The 20522-nt window shown below is 43.8% G+C and carries 15 protein-coding genes and 1 pseudogene; 7 read left to right on the forward strand and 9 right to left on the reverse strand.

Annotated features, from left to right (window positions below; all coding sequences use genetic code 11):
- Nucleotides 1-328: 328 nt before the first annotated feature.
- The 3 genes and pseudogenes from ACT7WV_RS24670 to ACT7WV_RS24680 form a co-directional block, all read left to right on the forward strand.
- Nucleotides 329-1252: pseudogene (locus ACT7WV_RS24670) on the forward strand (bestrophin family protein); the annotation flags it as partial.
- Nucleotides 1253-1278: 26 nt separating this feature from the next.
- The gene (locus ACT7WV_RS24675; RefSeq protein ID WP_445105406.1) at nt 1279-2226 is read left to right on the forward strand and encodes a ribonuclease D; all 948 of its coding nucleotides are present in this window, start codon (nt 1279-1281) and stop codon (nt 2224-2226) included.
- A gap of 299 nt (nt 2227-2525) precedes the next feature.
- Nucleotides 2526-4514: an alpha-amylase family glycosyl hydrolase gene (locus ACT7WV_RS24680; RefSeq protein ID WP_445105407.1), complete on the forward strand. Its 1989-nt coding sequence runs from the start codon at nt 2526-2528 to the stop codon at nt 4512-4514.
- 24 nt (nt 4515-4538) lie between these two features.
- Here ACT7WV_RS24680 and ACT7WV_RS24685 read toward each other — a convergent pair whose 3' ends face one another.
- Nucleotides 4539-5387, reverse strand: coding sequence for a M20/M25/M40 family metallo-hydrolase (locus ACT7WV_RS24685; RefSeq protein ID WP_463424298.1), 849 nt, complete (start codon nt 5385-5387; stop codon nt 4539-4541).
- Nucleotides 5388-5681: 294 nt separating this feature from the next.
- A complete protein-coding gene (locus tag ACT7WV_RS24690; RefSeq protein ID WP_445105409.1) occupies nt 5682-6569 on the reverse strand; it encodes a PhzF family phenazine biosynthesis protein in 888 nt (295 codons plus the stop codon).
- A gap of 394 nt (nt 6570-6963) precedes the next feature.
- Between ACT7WV_RS24690 and ACT7WV_RS24695 the strand changes: the two genes are divergently transcribed.
- The gene (locus tag ACT7WV_RS24695; protein WP_445105410.1) at nt 6964-8310 is read left to right on the forward strand and encodes a septal ring lytic transglycosylase RlpA family protein; all 1347 of its coding nucleotides are present in this window, start codon (nt 6964-6966) and stop codon (nt 8308-8310) included.
- A gap of 44 nt (nt 8311-8354) precedes the next feature.
- On the opposite strand, the gene trpE is transcribed toward ACT7WV_RS24695, so the two are convergent.
- The 6 genes from trpE to ACT7WV_RS24725 all read right to left on the reverse strand — a co-directional run bounded on the left by trpE (nt 8355) and on the right by ACT7WV_RS24725 (nt 16127).
- Nucleotides 8355-9881, reverse strand: coding sequence for an anthranilate synthase component I (trpE, locus tag ACT7WV_RS24700; protein ID WP_445105411.1), 1527 nt, complete (start codon nt 9879-9881; stop codon nt 8355-8357).
- Nucleotides 9882-10046: 165 nt separating this feature from the next.
- Nucleotides 10047-10466 carry a photosystem I reaction center subunit II PsaD gene (psaD, locus tag ACT7WV_RS24705; protein ID WP_445105412.1) on the reverse strand — a complete coding sequence of 140 codons (420 nt, stop codon included), beginning with the start codon at nt 10464-10466 and terminating at the stop codon, nt 10047-10049.
- Between the two features lie 132 nt (nt 10467-10598).
- Nucleotides 10599-12635, reverse strand: coding sequence for a DICT sensory domain-containing protein (locus tag ACT7WV_RS24710; RefSeq protein ID WP_445105413.1), 2037 nt, complete (start codon nt 12633-12635; stop codon nt 10599-10601).
- A 401-nt stretch (nt 12636-13036) separates the two neighbouring features.
- Complete coding sequence (locus ACT7WV_RS24715) at nt 13037-14587, reverse strand: tetratricopeptide repeat protein (protein ID WP_445105414.1); 1551 nt, start codon at nt 14585-14587, stop codon at nt 13037-13039.
- Between the two features lie 201 nt (nt 14588-14788).
- Entirely contained in the window at nt 14789-15568 is a 780-nt protein-coding gene (locus tag ACT7WV_RS24720; protein ID WP_445105415.1) for a photosystem II S4 domain protein, read from the reverse strand.
- A gap of 43 nt (nt 15569-15611) precedes the next feature.
- Nucleotides 15612-16127 carry a hypothetical protein gene (locus ACT7WV_RS24725; protein ID WP_445105416.1) on the reverse strand — a complete coding sequence of 172 codons (516 nt, stop codon included), beginning with the start codon at nt 16125-16127 and terminating at the stop codon, nt 15612-15614.
- 178 nt (nt 16128-16305) lie between these two features.
- Here ACT7WV_RS24725 and serA point away from each other — a divergent pair, with 178 nt between their 5' ends.
- The 3 genes from serA (at nt 16306) to ACT7WV_RS24740 (ending at nt 19889) form a co-directional block, all read left to right on the forward strand.
- Nucleotides 16306-17886, forward strand: coding sequence for a phosphoglycerate dehydrogenase (gene serA / locus ACT7WV_RS24730; RefSeq protein WP_445105417.1), 1581 nt, complete (start codon nt 16306-16308; stop codon nt 17884-17886).
- A 136-nt stretch (nt 17887-18022) separates the two neighbouring features.
- Nucleotides 18023-18916, forward strand: coding sequence for a 50S ribosomal protein L11 methyltransferase (gene prmA / locus ACT7WV_RS24735; RefSeq protein ID WP_445105418.1), 894 nt, complete (start codon nt 18023-18025; stop codon nt 18914-18916).
- A 91-nt stretch (nt 18917-19007) separates the two neighbouring features.
- A complete protein-coding gene (locus tag ACT7WV_RS24740) occupies nt 19008-19889 on the forward strand; it encodes an aspartoacylase (RefSeq protein ID WP_445105419.1) in 882 nt (293 codons plus the stop codon).
- Between the two features lie 92 nt (nt 19890-19981).
- Here ACT7WV_RS24740 and ACT7WV_RS24745 read toward each other — a convergent pair whose 3' ends face one another.
- Nucleotides 19982-20512 (reverse strand): GNAT family N-acetyltransferase, encoded by a 531-nt coding sequence (locus tag ACT7WV_RS24745; protein WP_445105420.1) that lies wholly within the window; start codon nt 20510-20512, stop codon nt 19982-19984.
- Nucleotides 20513-20522: the final 10 nt, after the last annotated feature.

The following is a 20522-nucleotide window of genomic DNA, read 5'->3' on the forward strand; positions in this document are numbered from 1 at the left end:
GTTACTCTCAGTGTATTCCTCCTGACGATCAATCTCTGCATTAATTGATACCACGTCACAGGGGAAGAACATTTTAACCTGGAGTCGTTCTTTCGATCGTAGTTAGCAGCTAAGGCTCATGGATCTTCAGAACGGTTACTAGCTAACTTAATACTAGTTGATTTCACTCAAATTATTGAGAGGAAAAACAGCTAATTCATTAATATTTAAGCTTAACTTAATTTGACTTTATCTAGATTATCATGGTAGTGCTTTTCACAGATATCAAGCAGCAATTTTCAGAACAAATAGTTCTTGTAAGTCAGGGTTCAAATCATGATTAAACTAAAAAAAGCGTTGGTTTAGATTAGCTTTAAGATTAAAGGGTTCAGTTATTCCTTCAATTTTTAATCGAGTTATCTTGTGTGGCTTATTTGGTCTGGTGATTTCGACAGCTCACGTTTTTACTTTACCTATCTCTCAACCAATGTTTAGAGCTGTTATTCCTAGTCTTGTTTTGGGTTTATTATTAGTATTTCGCACAAATACTGCCTACGATCGTTTTTGGAAGGGTCGTAAGTGTTGGGGAAATTTAGTCAATAATACTCGTAATCTGCCATGGCAAATCTGGGTAGCTGTTGCAGAACTTGAACCAAAAGATCGAGATAGTAAAATTGCGGCTCTGCGACTATTAGTTGCTTTTGCCGTTGCGACCAAATTGCATTTAAGAGCAGAACCAATCAATACTGAGTTACAGGGATTAATGTCCTCGAATTACTATTTCAAGCTAAAGATGATCAATCACCCTCCATTAGAAATAGCTTTATGGATTGGGGACTATCTTCAACAGAAATCTCGTCGCCATGCTCTCAACACTTATCAATTAACCAAAATTCAGGGATTACTCAATAACTTAGTAGATAACTTAGGAGGGTGCGAACGTATTTTGAAAAGCCCCATCCCCTTAGCCTATGCTATTCATCTTAAACAACTACTGTTACTATACTGCTTGTTTTTGCCCTTTCAAATTGTCGCAGAACTGGGTTGGTTAACTGGGCAAATTGTCGCTTTAATTAGTTTTACCTTATTTGGTATAGAAGAAATTGCTCTCGAAATTGAAGACCCTTTTGGTCATGATTCTAATGATCTACCCTTAGATGCAATTTGTGCCACAATGCGGCGCAATATTGAAGATTTGATTTATCTAAGTCCCACTGAGCAATCCACTCCAGAAGATTTTAACAATAAGTTAGATCATGTTAATTTAAAATAAATTCGCCCAATTATTCTAAAACTAGCATGCAGTATTATACTGACTCTAAAGAAATTCAGGCACTAATTGCTCAGTATAGTCAAGCAAAAATCCTCTGGGTTGACGTAGAGGTAGCAGATTACCAAACCAGTAATCCGAGATTATCTCTAATCCAAGTACTTGATAATTCTAATTTAGTCAATAGCAAATCTTCTCTAGAAAGCCTAAGCCAGTATGTCTCAATTTTGGATGTCTTAGATCAGCCAAAATTAGCCGACGAATTCATTGCTAAAATTATGCGCAATTGCGCTATTGAAAAGGTATTCCATAATGCTAGCTATGATCTTAAGTTTTTAGGAGGGAAACGCCAAACTAAGAATGTGACCTGTACTTTGGAAATGGCAAAAAAAATTCCTTACTATCTAGTGCCACTGCCTAATTACAAACTTAAAACCTTAGCCGAACAATTATGCCATTTACCACCAGTTGATAAAAGCGAGCAAGGTGGAGATTGGGGGTGGCGTCCCCTAACCGCAAAGCAACTACACTATGCCAAAATGGATCCGGTTTACGTAGCTTTAGTTCATTATCGGCTACTACAACTGACCCAACTAAGTGAGTCAGAGCCGACCACAGAAGATATCGCTGCGTTGACTATCAGGTATCGGCAACTTGAGCATCAATGGAAGCAGTTGGATACAGAAATAGCCTATCTCAAAGACCGAATTAAAACCGCAATGCAGGCCCAAGGAGTTTCAGAAACAGCAGGCTTCCGCCTTTCTAGCTCAAAGCGATCCACGAAAAAAGTTGCCTTTGACCAACTAGCTAAGGTAACTCAAGCGTTGGATATTGAATTAGAACTACCAGTGACATTAACTAAAGAACTCCAGAAACAACTGGGAGAGGCGATTGAGCAACTGCCAATAGAAGAAGAAATAACCGACGTCTGGCGACTATCAATTCAAGAACTTGACGATGAGGAATTGCCATTTTAGGACTTAGAATCATTATTGTCTAAAAGTTTTTCCATACAAAAATTTACAATCTCTTGCCAATCTCAAAACCTGGAAGTGGCGGCTTTTAATCTTAGTATCACTAAAAAAATAGGTAGATTTTCCTTGAGATAGCAAGCTTTATATCAAATACTCCAGCATCTGAAACCTATAGTTGCATCAGTCTGGCAAGAACAACACAATCACAGCTGACTACTGACAACTGATTAACAACCAGGCTATAAACGAAGCAACTCAAATGAAATTAATATCCAATTTGTTGTGCCAGGATACTCAATAGTGTGATTAGTAATCTATTAACTCGTAAAAAAACTCACTTTGTTTTGTGGCGTCCGGGAGTCACTCAACCTCAGCCAGCCCTTTACATCGGCATTATTCAACCCCAAAGCTCAGACTTATGGGAAAACTTCCGAGAAATCGAACTCAAACCGTCAGAGCAGTTTCCTGAGTTATGGGAGGTGCCAGCTACTGACTGTAATCTGACGGACGGACAAGTTTACTCCTACTGGTTCAAACTCCAGGATACCAACGCATACAGTAGCAATAATCAGGTGATCTACTGCACTGATCCTACGGCTTGGACAGTGGATCGACGTTTCCAGGCTCCGGTACTCTCCGAGCAGGATCAGGCGAGTGAGAAAGCCCATGCTAGTGTTGTGCTCTATCAAAGTGGTCAGTTGGTTCCCTGCGATCCACAAGGGCAAACTGCTAACTGGGAAGGGGATGTATCCCCAGATAGCCTGCCCAAAAATAACCAGCTAGTTATTTACGAATTGCCCACTCGCTGGACTCGGATTACTTCTGAAGGAAACAAGGAAATCGGCACTGGCACCTTTCGTGATGTCATGTCTTTGTTGAATTCAGAGGCAGTTGCCCCAGATTTCCCGCAAGTTAAAGCTTTAGAAAAAGGTCAGGCTCACTTAGTTGAGTTAGGGGTTAACGCCCTAGAACTGCTGCCTCCAGCCGATAGTGATGATAACCTGAAATGGGGCTATGGTACAGCTAATTATTTTGCCGCAGATTTCCACTTAGGATGCCCAGATGAGCAGTCGGCACCAACGGCTTCTACTGATTTAGTAGATTTAGTCAAAGCGTGCCACCAACAGGGACTACGCTTTTTTTATGATGCCGTGATGGCTTTTTCCCGGAGCAATTCCTACCGCCATGTGAATTTTTCAGATTTCTACATTAAATACGGCAGTGGCGATCCAGAACAAGGTTCTAGAGAAGGCTTCGGAGGAGATTTATTTAAGTACAACTACTGGGTTGAAGGCTATCACCCGCTTACAGGGGAAAAGTCGTGGTTTGTTCCCGCCCGCGAGTATATGAAAGCCCACATTGCTCACTGGATGGAATACTACCGAGTTGATGGTCTACGACTCGATAGTGTTAATAACATTGCCAACTACGACTTTTTGCAGGAACTTAAAGATTATGCGCGATCGCTTTGGCAAAAAAGAGAAGGGACAGATGACCACTTCCTCGTGGTGGGAGAGGAACTGAGTGTACCACTGGCTCTTGTCCATCAAAATTGCTTAGATGGTCTGTGGAACGAAAAATTTAAGCACATCCTGCGGCAAGTCATTTTAGGCAAAAATGCCCAGGGCGACTCTAGCTTTGAGTGGAGTGTACGGAAGCTAATTGATTGTCGCTTTTTAGGCTTTACAGATGGTACTCAAGCCATCAATTACCTAACTTCTCACGACGTTGAGGGCTTTGGTAACGAACGGCTTTACAACTACCTTGATAGTAATGGCATTGCTTATAAAGAAAAGTACGTCAAACTTGCCTTTGTTTGCTTGCTGACAGCTGTCGGAATCCCGATGATCTTTGCTGGTGAAGAATTTGCTGACAAGCATGACCTCTCACCAGAGGAAGTCGAAGATAAACAAGTTGACCCAGTTAATTACGAACGATTAAAAGATGCATGGCGTCGAGAAATCTTTGATTATGTTGCCAGACTGGTTCGTTGGCGGAAAACATCTCAGGCTTTGGCAGTTAATGAAACTGATTTTATTCATGCCGATTTTAACGAAGGCAAGCGGGTTATTGTCTGGAAGCGAGGCTACGGAGAGCAGATAGTAGTTGTGGTTGCCAATTTTTCTGACTACGGTTCTCCTGGTGATGCCGAGTACCTAGTACCTAACTGGCCTAGCCTACCTCCTGATAAGCAATGGTGGGAAGTAACGCAGGATCGACCTATCAGTGCCCCCCAAGCTGGTAGAGAGCCCATTTTCCCCTGGGAAGCCAAGGTATACGCAATGGTTTAGCTGAAAACTTGAGCAGCGTCACGGTTATAAATTGCCAAGGCCAGTAATTAAGCCGCGACAGACACCAGTGAGAAAATCTAAATCAAGGGTATCAAGGCAATCGCTAGACCGATGGTAATGGGGATTTCGCATAAAAGAAGTGTCTGTTACCATCAGCGCTGGGTAACCCTGATCCCAAAAAGGTGAGTGGTCACTCAATCGCGTTTGAGGAACAACTAGCCCTCTGTTAGGTACAGGTAACCATTGACAGGGGGTTTTGCCTTGACGAATGCTGCGATGGAGGCGGATTAAATCGGGAATTGTGGGTAAGTTGCCAATTAAACCAATAAAATTGCCGCGATTGGGGTAAAAGTATTGCAATCCTGCTGGATAACGTTGTGAACCAGGAGAAGGGTCGCAATAGCCCAGCATTTCTAAAGAAAGCATTAAACGCAAAGCTTGTCCTTGTTGCCGCAAGTCGGCTGCATACTGCTTGCTACCCAGTAAGCCATACTCTTCCATATCAAAGGCGACTAGTCGGACTGGATATCTTGCTGGTTCAGCGGCTAATGCTCTTGCTAATTCTAATAACACGGCAACACCAGTAGCATTATCATCTGCCCCCGGCGTTCCTGGCACGGCGTCATAATGTGCACCGATCAGAATCGGGTTAGATTTCCCTTGTCTACCCAACTCTACGGAGGGCAGATTTAGTATCAAATTCTGATGGGTTTTACTCTGCACAAGGAACTCATGAGTTTCTACTGTCCCCCACTGTTCTAGCTGCTGGCGGATGTATTGCTGTACGAAGAAATGCCCGCCTGTTGCCAAATAGGGGTCACGATCGCGCACTATTTGAGTTAGATGTGTGTGGAGACGTTCTTTTAACTCCAAGGTACTGTTAGTGCCTGTGCAGTAGTTCTGAGTTAACTTTACCAAGAAGCGATCGCAAAGTTCTTTTAAGTGGGAAGGGTTAAATGGTTAATTGTTGCTTCGCGGGTTCAGAGTTAATTGAAACTTGTCCCTTCACTCCGTTCAAGGGCAGGCCTCGATTGTTTGCGTTCGCGAAGCGTCCCGAAGGGAAGCATGGCCGCAGGGCAAAGGGAAGGAATGGTTAATTGAGGCTATAAGCCAGATACTGAGGTGTACAGTTCAATTTGCTATTTTCTATTTGCCATCACCAATTTTCTATACAAATTCTCCTTTTGCCACCATCACTACCTTACCGCCCACCGATACTTCAATGGCGTCTCCGTTTTTCTCTGCTTTGAGCAATAGTAGGGAAGGTCTACCAATTTCATATCCTTGTTCGACACGGATATCGACGAACTTTTCGCCAAAGTAGGAATATTCCGCCAGATATCCAGCTAAACAACCATTAGCACTACCAGTAGCCGGATCTTCTGGAATACCTAGACACTCAGCAAATACTCGAACACTGAGGTCATTTTCCGCAGCGTAGGTTTCTGGACAAAATACGAGGATTTCTTTGGCTTGGGTTTTCTCTACCAACTCAAAGTATTTTTCTCTGTTGATGCTGATTCGCTTTAAAGAGGCCTGTGTCTTTAAAGGAACAATGATAAAGGGAATACCTGTAGAAACTTCTTGAATAGGAAAGCGAGGATCAATCTCCTCTTGGTTTAAGCTCAATACTGGCAAGAGGTCTGTAGCCGCTAGTTTCTTATGGAAAGTAGGTAGATTTTGACGCATCCATAAGACTTCGCCTGTATTTTCAATACCACGCCATGATACAGGAATTTGTCCTACTTGTAAATTTATTTTAACTGTATCGACAGGTTTTTGAATAATAAATTGTTGAATAATGTAGGCAGTTCCTAATGTTGGATGACCGGCGAATGGTAGTTCTTTGTTTGGACTAAAAATGCGGACATCATAGCCTCCATTTTTAATATCTAGAGAAGTCATAAAAGTAGTTTCTGAATAATTTATTTCTTTGGCAATTCTTTGCATATCACTTTCACCAATACCGCTAGCATCAGTGAATACAGCCAACTGATTGCCCGTATATTTACCGACAGCAAAAACATCAACAATATAAAAAGTAAGTGCTTTCATTTTGACTTATCTCTTGTTAAAAAAATATCAACAACACCTTGTAACCCATATTTGGCGGCACTTATCAGCCAGCAAACTGCTAACAATTATTGTGATCCCCAAAGTTAAGAGTCTAGTAAAAAAAATGTGCTGAAGTAGCTCTGGAATGTTACACTACCAGGAAAACAGATTAAGCTCTGTATTTGGGTTAAAGCTAACATAGCCGAATAACGATATAACTGAATGAGAGTTAAATCCTTTTCTTTGAACTTCAAAAATAAGCGATTCAACGGCAACTTCCTATCTGTTGATTTTGCAGGGATCACTCCCGAGAGAGATCTATTGAACCCCCAGAGAGTATACTGTACTACTGTCGCTTAGTAAGAGTGCATCACACTTCAAAAGTTCACTACTCATGCCATTTTTCGGAATTATTTGGGTAACTTCCTGGGTTAGCTGTTTACTTGCATCCGGCCAGGTTATCTTAAAAGTACCTGAACACCTAGCCAGTGCTTTACCAGCAAAAGTTTTCTCGCTGGTCAGTAACCCAATTGAATTGCCACCTCCTAAGGTCTTTCCTCAACAAACTTACTCAGACATTCAGTCTTATCCCTTATCTGTTGCTGCTCTCCATAATCTAACTTTTGAGTTTGATACAGGTAACTTCTCGGTTCGACACCAGCAAGTCACTAGGGCTTTACTTTCTTCCTCACGCCTTAGCCTTGATCAAGTGCAGTACAATGTTTACCGTTTAGACTCAAAGCCAAAACGAGAGTCTGTGTCATCGGCTTTAACAGCATCATCCTCATCGGATTGGCAACAGACTGCTTCGCCTGTTTACAAAACCAATGACGAAACAAAGCTCTATCGCCGGCTTTTTAATATGGTGCGCAACTTTTGGTCAAAACCTCAGCCAGTTGAACCAGCTAAAAAAGCACCTCCTGAGTCAGTCGTCGTTATCAGTACCCGCTCTTGGGAAAGAGTTGGAGAAAAACCAAAATTTGAGGAAGGTTTTGTCAAGCTAGGCTTTTGGTGGTACTCGCAACTACTAAAAGCACGGGCTCTCGCTGCCCAAACAGATTCCCAAGGAGAATACTTTCAAGTTTGGCTCAAGGGACATTTGATTGCGCAATTGCCCCACCAGCAGCAAGCTACTGTGATAGCTGAAAGTCTCAAAAAACTATTCCTTGAACCGTCCTATCTTCATGGGAATAGCTCAGATATCGAACCTGCCATCATGGATGGGCTACCAGTAGTCAAACTAGGCAAACGCTTGCTTTTCAAAGTTGACCGTACTCTGGCAAGAGATTTAGAAAATAACCAAAAAATACTGGCTATTGAGTGGGCGAATAATCTACGGGTTGCTATGGGTAAAGCGCCTTTGGAGTTAGTAGAAGCCCAGAAGCGGATGTATAACTTGGTCGAAACGCAAAAAACAGTTCAGGGAGTGGCTTCCTGGTACGGCCCTTATTTTCATGGACGAATCACTGCAACTGGAGAAACCTACAATCAGAATGATTTTACAGCGGCTCACCTTTCATTACCGTTTGGCACCTATCTCAAGGTGAGAAACCTGAGGAACGGTGAGACTGTGATTGTCAGGATTAATGACCGCGGTCCTTACATCGACGGCAGAAATCTAGATTTATCACGGGAGGCAGCCCGTTCTATTAATAGTGAAAATGTAGGTATTGTGCCTTATGAAGCGGTGATCATGAAATCCCCTATAGCTAAACCAGACCCGGATGTTGTCACCAATTGACTAGAGGCGACAGGATAGAACATTCAACCTTGTAGGTAATTTTCCTAACTACCCAAACAACGGATGGCTTCTAATAGTCCTCTGGCTTTATTGAGGGTTTCTTCGTATTCTTGTTCTGGGTTAGAATCGGCAACCAAGCCAGCACCTGCTTGGACTGAAACAATCTGCTTGCCGGATTCCTGAAAACGAACAACCATGGTGCGAATAGCGATTGCACTATTGAACTGACCCTCAAAATCATACCAACCATAGGCACCAGAGTAAGGCCCGCGACGTTCTGGTTCTAGTTCGTGAATTATTTCCATCGCCCGAATTTTGGGTGCACCACTGACTGTACCAGCAGGGAAACAGGCTTTGAGTAAATCCCAAGCAGTTTTTCCCTCTTCGAGTTCACCAACCACATTGCTGACAATGTGCATGACGTGGGAGTAACGTTCAATCACCATCAGTTGATCAACCCTCACCGTACCTTTTGTAGAGGCACGACCTAAGTCATTTCGACCCAGATCTACCAGCATGACATGCTCAGCAACTTCCTTCGGGTCTTGAAGTAAATCCTGAGCCAGGAGTTCATCCTCCTTAGCTGTTTTACCCCGGCGTCGAGTTCCAGCAATTGGTCGCACCGTTGCCTCCATTCCGCCTTGAGGTGATGCTGTTGCCTTGACCATAACTTCTGGACTAGAACCAATAATTTGCCAATCCCCAAAGTTGAAATAGGCCATGTAAGGCGAAGGATTAATCAGGCGCAGGGAGCGGTATAAAGCAAAGGGATTACCAGTGTACTCGGCAGAGAGGCGTTGGGAGATGACAACCTGAAAGATATCCCCGGCGCGAATATAGTCTTGAGCTTGTTTAACATTGGCACAGAACTGTGAGGCTTGGGTATTGCTGGTGTAGACCAGTTCTTGAGTTGTACTATCGGGGGATGTCCATTCTAAAATCGTGTCTGTGGCTGACAAAGGTAACTGTAGTTTGCCCACCAGAGAGCGCACGCGCTCACAGGCTTGTTGATAAGCTTGCTCGACATCAACATTGGCATCCCGCAAATCAGCATAAGCGATCGCCCAAATTTTCCGCTTCACCTGATCAAAGACAATCAGGTTGTCCACTTGCATCCATACTCCATCGGGCAAGTCATTCTCGGTTGCGGGGTAAACCGGGACACGAGGCTCTATCCAACGAATTAGTTCATAACCCCAAAAGCCAAACAACCCGCCAATCCCTGGCGGCAGTTGCGGTAATTTAACAGGTTGGTAAGGTTTCAGACAATTAGCCAAGACTTCAAAGGGGTCGCCCTCAAACACCTCGATTGAGGCATCCCGATAAGTCTGAGTAGTAAGCTCACCCTTATTAGATAAGACCCACAAGGGGTCACACCCCAAAAAACTGTAGCGTCCGACACTCTCCCCTCCCTCCACTGATTCCAGCAGGAAACTGTAAGGTTGACCAGCACAGACTTTGTACCAGGCAGATACTGGTGTCTCCAAGTCTGCCACCCACTCTTGGTAAACTGGCACAAAATTACCTTGTTTCGTCAGGGTCAAAAACTGGGAGAAATCTGGAGAAATCATACTTTTCGTGAAAGATGCTTGAAGGCTGAAGGTTGCAGGCCTAAAGGTTGAAGGTTTAAGAGAACTCTTCCTAACCTGCAACCTGTTAACTTGCAACCTTCAACCCAAATTGACCTACAACCTACGCACTAAAAGTGCGACGCCCGTTATGCAAATAGCCGACTTCTAAACGTCGTAAGGTGCTTTACCGCTAAACTTGATTGTAGCTGGTGCTGGGTTCTCGCCAATTTTGCGGTCTATCTTACCGACATAGGGACGACCTTCGTTGACTTTTTCAGGGAAGACACCATCTTTAGGATGCAGATACTCGGTTTCACCGTTGGGGTAAATCCGGTAGATTTTGTAGTCGTTGATTTTATAGCGCCGTAGCTGCATTCCTAATGCCAGACACTGCTCCTTACGAGCTAAATACAGTAGATTTTCGCCTTCGTTCATGGTAGCAGCGCCACCAGTAGGCATTTCAAACACTTGCTGTTTTGGGCCAGTCCAGGTAATTGCGTATTTTTCTTCCACCTTTGCCTTGGTGAGCAAGCCGCCGGTGCTGCCACCAAACATAGGAGCTTTTCCGGTAAGGGATTCTGCCATACTCTCTTTTCTCAACCTTATATAGAGCTTTTAGGGCATGCTATCACCGAGGCTACGCTTGTCTTAGCAATCCGTCAACAATTGTAATAGTTTGATAGTTTTCCGCACTTACAGGAAGCAGGTTTGTGGCATTTAGCCGAATAAGCCGCCTGATCTGCTAGACCCCTGCAAGTTGCTTGTGGCATCTTTGCCCTTGGTAGTTGATGGTTTTGACTCTGAAGACTGGGAGATAATAGGAATAGTAAAGTGGAACTGAGAACCCTGGTTTTTTCCGGCGGAGTCTGCCCAAATTTGACCACCCCAACCCTTAACAATCTGGCGACAAATTGCCAACCCTAGACCAGTACCGCCAGCAGTGCGCCGTAAGGCACCCTCTTCTTGATAGAAGCGGTCAAAGACTTCTTTTAAACGGTTAGGCTCAATACCTCTACCAGTATCTGTTACCGTAACTTCGAGCATAGAACCGCCCCGACTTTCGATTTTCAGGGTGATTTGCCCTTGGGGTTCGGTAAATTTGCAGGCATTGTCTAGAAGTTTAGTGAGGATTTCGACAAACCACTCGCCATCTGCTCGGACTAAGGGTAGGTTATCGGGAACTTGGGTAGTAATTGAGGGTCGCTCGCTCTCTGAGCGATGAGCACAGATATTACTTAAGGCAAAGTCGATGCATTCTTGCAGGGAGAGGGCTTCAGGATACCATTGGACATTACCACCTTCTAAGCGCGAAAGAGTTAAAAAATCTTGAACTAGTTTTCGCAGCCGTTCAGCGTCGCCTAGAGCAGTGTTGAGCATCACTTGACGCAACTCCAGAGACATATTGGGTTCAGTTGCCAGACTTTCCAGACAGATTTGTATGGTGGAGAGGGGAGTCCGTAGTTCATGGCCTGTGATCGCAATTAAATTGCTACGGGTACGGTCAAGGGCGGCTAATTGCTGGTTCAATTCTTCTAGGTGAGCATAGGCTTCAGCTTGCATCAGGGAAACGCCAACTTGAGTAGCGATCGCCTCAAGCATTGTCAGTTCACTCTTGTGACAACGCAAAGGCTTTGCTCCACAATGATGCAACTCGATCATGCCCAACAAACGACCCTGATAAAGTACTGGCAAGATTAGCCAAGAGCGTAGACCAAATTGTTGCACCAGATTGTTTAAGTTGGTGTTGTTAATTCGAGAGTCGGCTTGAGTGTCTTCTACAAAAACAGGTTCCTGACGCTCGACAACTTCTCGAAACAGACAAATTTCTCCTAGAGGCCAGGTTTGCCCCTGTAGGGACGTCAAGCTAGCTGCATCTGCCTCTGTGTTCAAAAACTCATGGTTGATCGTGGCTTGCCGATCAGTTGCCTTACAGCGATAAATCATACACCGTGACCAACCAAGGGCAAGCCCTAATTCCTGAACAGTGACGGCGAGAAATTCCTCTGGGTTGAGAGATCGCCGAATCGCGCTAGTGATCGAGTTGACTAGACGCTCTTTTTGTTCTTGGGAAGCAATTGAGCGATAGGCTTTGAGTAATTTATACTGACCTGCCTGTAAGTAATTCACCAGACGCTGGACGAAAGCCTCGGTATTGACAGAACCTTGATTTAACTCAGAACTGTCTGAAGATGAGTCTTTGAGAAACTGGGATTTCGCCTCCAAAATTTTAGCTGCTAGTTCGGGACGATAAGCTGTAACACGATTCAAGATTAACTCGGCAGCTTTTTGACATATTTCCCGGTCGAAAGACCAGATTCCCTCAAAGCGGCGGGATTGGTCACCTTCCTCTGCATCTGGATTCTCCGGTGAAGGGAGAGTTTCTTCCCGACAAATCAGACAATTAGCGTAATTTTGCCCAATTACTACCAAATTCCACTCTTGACTCAGACCATCTTCTGGCATTAGGGCGATAGTTTCATAACGCTCTGAGCTATTGTGGAAGTCTTTTTCTGGTGCTGCCAGCAAGTAGACTTGTGATGTCTTTTCGGCAATTCGCTGATATCGATGGACTTCTTGGAGGTAAAAGCGCTCTTTTTGGAAACAAGCAATCACCAAAGGCTGCGTTGAGCCAGCCAGAACCTGATCTTCTATGGCATGGGATAGTGCTATTAAGGAAGACTTGAAATATACCTGCAGTTGTAATTGAGGCATTGCTTGCAGTAAATCTGCCAGCACTGAAGTCATCTTAATCATTAGTCTTAGGATTTTTAGTATTATTTAGACATTATCGAAGTAATCTCGTAGCTCTGGTGTCTGAACACTTATCTTTTTGTAATAAGTGATCGCTTCAGTTACTTAGGATCCCCTTGAGGAATCATTTTGCAGCCAAGGATTCTGGGCTAAATCGCTAGTGTTGATCTCTCTTTTTTACAATTTATCTTACAAAAATAAGAGACGGCTCTTCTTCTAGAGGTAGTCAATTTATTGGGGACTTCTTAACATAAATTAACTAATTTTGAGTTTTAGCAACTAAATTTGATGCTTTTTGGGCTGCTAAGCTGATCAACAATATTTTGTCAGAGCAACCCCGTCTCTAGAGTCTGACAGGACTTGCTTTCTTCTCCATTTACTAATAATTCGATTAAAATTTGGTCTTATTTTTGAGACTGAATCTGCTTAAGTTTGTTTTGGGCTGATAACAATAATTCTTGAGCTTTAGGATAAACTGTTGTGCCTGTTTGCACCTTTTCTAGTTGATTAATGATTCCCTGTAGCTGACTGATTATCAGATTTGGATTAAAAGAGTTAGCATCAGTAGAAATGGAAGCTAGCAAACTTTGAATTTCGCTTTGTGCCTGTTCAAAAGCTTTAACAGAATTTGCCTCAGCTTGTCTTAAACTCTGTATTTGACCCAAGTTAGTTTGGTATTTTGCTAGTAACTTTTGTGCTTCCGGGTAACCAGAGTCTTCCGGTTGAATATCTTCTAGACGTTCTAGTGACTGTTGCCATAATTGTTCGATTTGTTGCCACTTTTCCTCAGCATGAGGTGGATTTTGTCCAGCTTTAGCTGCTTCCCAGGCAAAACTTTGGGCAGATTGAATTAAGTTAGCAGTGCGAGTACCCACAACATTTGCTTGTTGACCTTGCACATTTTCCAGCTTACTTTGGTATGTTGCAAACAACTTTTGTGCTTCTAAGTAACTAGGATCTTGTCGAGGAATTTGCTTAAGCTGACTAATGGCTTCTTGCCACAAATTAGCTACTTGTTGCCACTCAGCCGTAGTTTTAGGGAGTTTCTGAGCAGCTTTTTCTGCCTGTAGGGCAAATTCTTTAGCTGCAGCTAGACTAGCTACTTGCTGAAAATCGCGCTGGTAGGCTGAGAGTTGAGTGCGTGCGGTTTGCCCTGCTAGAGTTTCTTGAGGAACTAGCTCAATCTGATCGAGGGACGTTTGCCATGTAGCGATCGCTTGTTCTCGTTCTTCTGTTGTCTGTGCTTGTTGATATTGTTGCTTTGCGGTTTTAATCGCTTGTTCTGCTTGAGTTAGCTGAGTGTAAGCATTATTTTCTTGAAACAACTGAGCTTCCATTCGTCCCACAGTAGCACGGGCAGATTTAAACTCATCTACAGTAAACTGCCACCCAAACCAGAAGGTATATTTAGGCCAGTAGCCCAAAAACCAGACGGGAAGAGCATCGAGATGTTTTTGTGCTTGTTTTACTCTTTCCAAGCCAATTTCAAAGTCGGCTGGGCTGGTGGGTTGGTTGACTAGCTGATCTGCCTGCTCAACATTAATGATTGCTTGCCGATAGTTGTAATCCATGCTTACATAGCTGGGCAGTAATAGAATCGGGGCAGCTTTAGCCACTGGCCAGCGAATCATCGGGTAAGGTAAATTAAGTAACCAGAGTGTTCCGGCAGAACTAGTTACGATTACGGCTGCCCATTTAAGTTTGCTCCATAATCCCGGCGGTTGGTTGGCGGTTGCTGCTTCCTTGAGGACTTGCTCACTAAAATTAGGGAATATATCGACTACCATCTCCCGCAGTTCTTCCCCAGATGCTGGTGAACCTTCTTCAAGGCGCAGTTTTTCTAATCGCTTCTGGACAATTTGTAGCTCTGCTCTACTGAGTGGATCATTATCAGTAGAGCATTTTTTAAGCTCTTGAGAGAGGATCTGAAAAGCACGATTATTGAGACGCCGCATGGAAGATACTAAGTAAGATAGATACTAAATTCCAGTATTCCCCTAGGTAGACTCAATATAACAGCTATAAGTTGCCAGGGAAGCTCGCATTAAGAAAATTCATCTCAACCGATCAATCCTTTGAGAGGGGGTTTGGGAAGAAGTCCCCCCAAGGCAGGTTTTTCACAACTAACGACTATTTTCCGTTGCCATCAATGCCAATTAACTAAACTTAGTTAATTGAATGCGGTATCGTTCTTTTTTCGTGACATTCACTTCCCCAATTTCTAGTCTACCTTTACCACGAACAGCAATTAAATCTCCTGATTGGACGCTATGACTAGCTTGGCTAATTTCTTTCCAATTAACTCGCACATCCCCAGCGTTAATCATCTCAGCCATTTTGCTGCGAGAAGTGCCAAAACCAGCAGAAGCGATCGCATCTAAGCGCATTGATGCCTCTACTGTAGTCATCTCTTTTTTCTTAGGTTCCCGAATCTTGAGTTCACTTAAATCCAGGCGGCGAGTAGTTACGGGTACAGAGCGCACTTGAGTTAAGCTAGTCTCAAGAAACTCTACCATTTCTGGAACAACAATTGCCTGAGCGCCTCGTTCTCCTAAGACAATAACGTCACCAGTTTTTTCTCGCACTAAACCTGTTCCTAGCATCGCTCCCAAAAAGTCTCGATGGGTAGCAGTGTCAAAGAGAAAATTACCAGCAATATCTAAGGCGGCTATCTCTACTTGAGATTGTTCAAGGGGTAATTCAGCACGAGCGATTGCCAAACGTTTTCGTTCCGCCTGCAAATACCCCCCCCAAGCTAAGATTTGTACTTCTGTTAATCGCCCAAACCGCTGCTGGATTTCTACTAGTACTGGGGGGGAGAGAAAATCTGTTAAAACCACTTCCCAAGTCTTGATTGCCTGTTCAGCTTGATCAATAACACGGGCAACATCTTCTCGATTTTCGACACCTTTTAAAAGTTCTTCCCTCGGCAGCATGTTAGTTGTTAGTTATTAGTCAAGAACAAATAATCGTAAAATTCTAAACATTCTCCGCCTGGAAATAGCCTTGCAGGTTCTCTGGAGCAAAGGGGCGAAGAATGCGGGTAGCTTGTCGAGTTAAAGCCTCGGAACCTTTGACCACAATCAGATATTGACCTTGATTGAGACGGTTACGGTAAGGTAACGCATCACCACTGCCTAAACCTAAGCCAACACCGCCGCCAACAAAAAAGCTACCCATTGCCGCAGCGATCGCACCGAATACACCACCAATGATATGGTTACCCAAACTGCCTGCCCAAGGAAATACGTCGATCCCCGTTTGCCAATTGAAGGCATAACCTGCAGCAAAGCCAAAGGGAATCAGCCAGTATGCCATTCGCTGAATTTGCTGTTTCGCCTGTAAGTTAGGGTCAATTAAACCAAATTCGTCGGCGCTTTGATATCCTCTACCCAGAATAGTAACTTGAGCCATGGGTAAACCTTCTTTTTCGAGGCTGGTGTAAGCTTGTTCTGCTTCAATACGGTCGCGCAGTACAGCAATTAGGTAGTTCATTGCTCAGATTTAGCTAAACTAATAGTTTCGATACTATACCTTGAACGGAGTAGACCAAGGCATTTGAGGGTTATTGCTCATTTTGTTGTTAGGACACTCCTTGATTGGATATCTAATCAGTTATTAGAATAGCGGGGCGCGCTTTGCGTAGCCCACTTCACAACCCCTCTTGCAGCTCATGTCTAAGGTTCTCGTCTCCGATTCGATCGCTCAAGCCGGAATTGATATTCTCTCCCAAGTGGCTCAGGTTGACATCAAAACCAATTTATCTCACGATGAGCTTGTCGAAATTATCCCAGAATATGATGCCATTATGATTCGCTCTGGTACTCGTGTTACCAAAGAAATCATTGAGGCGGGCAAGCAACTCAAAATTATTGGACGTGCTGGTGTTGGCGTTGATAACGTTGATGTGGCAGCAGCTACCCGTCAGGGGATTTTAGTAGTTAACTCTCCTGAAGGAAATACTATTGCTGCGGCAGAACATGCACTGGCGATGATGCTCTCTCTGTCTCGTCACATTCCTGATGCAAATCAGTCGGTAAAAAATGATCAATGGGATCGTAAGAGCTTTATCGGTACAGAAGTTTATAAGAAAACTCTGGGCGTAGTTGGCTTAGGGAAGATTGGCTCTCATGTAGCTAGCGTAGCCAGGGCAATGGGGATGAAGTTGCTAGCTTATGATCCGTTTATTTCCCTAGAACGGGCTGATCAGTTAGGCTGTCGCCTCGTCGAGCTAGATTTGCTATTGCAGGAATCGGACTATATCACCCTGCACATGCCGAAAACAGACCAAACAACTCATATGATTGACACAGCGGCTTTAGATAAAATGAAGCCGACTGCCCGCATCGTTAACTGTGCTCGAGGCGGCATTATTGATGAAGAGGCACTAGCCCAGGCATTGCAAGCCGGTAAGATTGCTGGTGCCGCCTTAGATGTTTTTGAGGCAGAACCGTTGGGAGAATCTTCTTTGCGATCGCTTGGCAAGGAAGTGATTCTTACTCCCCACCTAGGAGCCTCTACAGCAGAAGCGCAAGTCAATGTTGCCATTGATGTCGCTGAGCAAATTCGCGACGTACTCTTGGGCTTATCAGCACGCTCAGCAGTGAATATTCCTGGACTATCGCCGAATGTCCTGGAAAAGCTCAAACCCTACATGCAGTTGGGTGAAACCCTGGGAAAGTTGGTTAGTCAGTTGGCAGGAGGGCGGATTGATTGGTTGAATGTCCGTTTACAGGGTGAGTTAGCCACTAACGATAGTCAGCCCTTAGTCGTAGCATCTCTCAAAGGTTTACTTTCCCAAGCATTGCGAGAACGTGTTAACTATGTTAATGCTACTATTGAGGCAAAAGAGCGAGGGATTCGGGTTATCGAAACGCGCGATGCTTCGGTTAGAGATTACTCAGGCTCTCTACACCTATCAGCAACCGGTTCCTTAGGTGAGCATTCTGTGACGGGGGCTTTGTTGGGTGATGGTGAAATCCATATCACTAGCATTGATGAGTTTCCGATTAATGTTCCCCCCAGTCACTACATGCTCTTTACCTTGCATCGCGATATGCCGGGAATTATTGGTAAAATCGGTTCTTTGCTGGGTAGTTTTAACGTCAACATCGCCAGTATGCAGGTCGGACGTAAAATTGTGCGTGGTGATGCTGTTATGGTACTGAGTATTGATGACCCCCTACCGGAGGGAATTTTGACGGAAATTACAAAGGTTCCCGGTATTCGGGATGCTTACACAGTAACTTTGTAGTTGTTAGTTGTTGGTTGTTAGTTGTGAGAAGGCTATTAGCTGCTAGCTGTTATCCGGATTAACCGTAAATAATTGCTAATCACTAATTGCTAATGGCTAACAACTACAAACTAACAACTCAAAACTAACAACTGGTATGGCAAAAAGCTGGTGGGAAATTGAAATTCTCTGTGATCCAGCCTTAGAGGACTTAATCTTCTGGCGACTGGAAAAGTTTGGCTGCCGGGGCATGTCAAGTGAGGCAAAAGGACACTCTCAACTCTTGCGCGCTTACCTGCCCCAAATTCAGGCACAGTTGCTGGATTTAGCTGCCCTTTCTCTCTGGTTACGTCAGGATGCTCTAACTGTAGGGTTACCAGTGCCAGCAACGAGGTGGCACTTAATTGATGAGGAAGACTGGGCTAGTGGCTGGAAGGATCACTGGCAACCCCAGGAAATTGGCGATCGCTTTTTAGTCTATCCTGCTTGGTTAACAGTACCTGAGTCACCGGAGCGTCTAATTTTACGTCTTGATCCTGGAGTGGCTTTTGGAACCGGGAACCACCAGACAACTCAGCTATGTCTCGAGGCTTTGGAAATGCGTATCAGTGACAGTAATAGTCATGCTGTCGTAGCTGATATTGGTTGTGGTTCCGGGATTCTCTCTATCGGTGCTGTACTCTTAGGAGCTAAAAAAGTTTACGCTGTAGATGTTGATCCCCTAGCAGTGTACTCCGCTCGCAACAACCGTGATCTCAATCAGATTAGTGCTGAGTGCTTATTCGTCGAGCAGGGGAGTATTGATTTACTCCCCAAGCTAACTGAAGGTAAACCAGTTGACGGTATTGTTTGTAATATTCTAGCTGAGGTAATTATTGATTTAATTCCAGCCATGAGTGCGATCGCGCAGCCTCAAACCTGGGGAATTCTTAGCGGTATTTTATTAGAGCAGGTTAAACCAATTGCGGACACCCTGGAAGAACATGACTGGGTTATCGCAGCACTCTGGAAACGTCAGGATTGGTGTTGCTTTAATATCAGAAGGTCTTAATAGTATTAAGTTAGCTTGACACTACGTTAAACCACCGAAATTAAGCCTACTTTTTCTAGAGAAAGGATTAAAAGAAGTCAGGGTGATGATCATGGAAAAAATTAATCGAGTGGCGATTGTGGGCGGAACCCACGGCAATGAATTTACTGGTGCATATCTAGTCAAAAAATTTGATGATTTTCCTGAGTTAATTAAAAGAAATAGTTTTGAAACCCTGACACTATTTGCCAATCCCCAGGCTTTTAAAGCTGTAAGAAGATATCTTGATAAAGACTTAAATCGCTGCTTTGCTGACAGTGATCTGCAAAACTCCGAACTTTCTACCAGAGAAGAAGCTAGAGCGAAAATCATCACAGAAACTCTCGGCCCAAAAGGCAATCCTCAAGTTGATTTGGTTTTAGATTTGCACAGCACTACCGCTAAGATGAAGCTGAGCATCATCTTAGTTGACAACAATCCCTTTAATCTAAAACTAGCTGCTTATTTGAGTGCGATTAATCCTTTAGTAAGAGTTTATAGCTGGACTGAACCGGGTAGAGAGAATAATTTCCTCAACTCTCTTTGCAAACATGGGTTTGTGATCGAAGTTGGCCCAATTCCTAACGGCGTCCTGCATGCTGAGATTTTTCAGCAAACCGAAGGTTTAGTTTATCAAGTCTTGGATTATCTTGAAAAATTGAATCAGGGTCAAATTCAAAATAAAAATAGTACTCTAACTCTTTATCAGCATTTAAAGGTTGTAGATTATCCCAAGAATGCAGCAGGAGAAATTGAAGGTATGATTCATCCCCAACTTCAGAATAGAGACTATGAAGAACTTAATCCTGGTGACCCGATGTTTCTCACCCTCGAAGGTAAAACTATTTACTATGAAGAAACAGAGACGGTTTGGCCAGTATTTATCAATGAAGCAGCCTACTACGAAAAGGGGATAGCTATGTGTTTAACTAAAAAAGAAAGTATTAGTGTGTAACCAAACTGCTACCCAATGCTCCTGTTAACTGACTCATTTACTAGTAAAGATGAAATGTAAAGGCTCAATTTGCATTGTATACTTCACTACTCTTACCAATATTCAGGCTTATTTAGCGCATCAGCACAAATGATCTTTCCCCGAACAGAGCCAATTATATCTGGACGAAGAGCCTGAACCATCCATGCATCTACCTGTTTCTCTGGAATAGGATATGGTGTCTCAAATCCGAGACTAGCTGCTGGTTTGAAGCCATGCCGTCGATAGTATTCTGGATGTCCGAGTACGAATACTAGATCGACTCCTGATGTAGACAAAAGCTGTAATCCTCTTTCGATTAGCTTACCACCAATTCCTTGCTTTTGAGCCTCAGGTACTACTGCCAGGGGAGCTAAAATCGCCAGCGATGCCGTGTTTTGATTATTGGTGAGACGTGCTGTTGTAAACAGAATATGTCCCACAGCTCGATCATCTTTAAAAGCCAGCAAAGATACAAGAGGATTTGCACTAGGATCCTCTAAAAGCTCCCTCACCAAATCAGCCTCTTGCTCATGACCAAACGCTGCACGTTCTACTGATAATACATCATCTAAATCTGACTTTAGAGCTTCTCGGATATGCATTTATTCCTCT

Source organism: Symploca atlantica LB2515 (genome assembly GCF_052546295.1).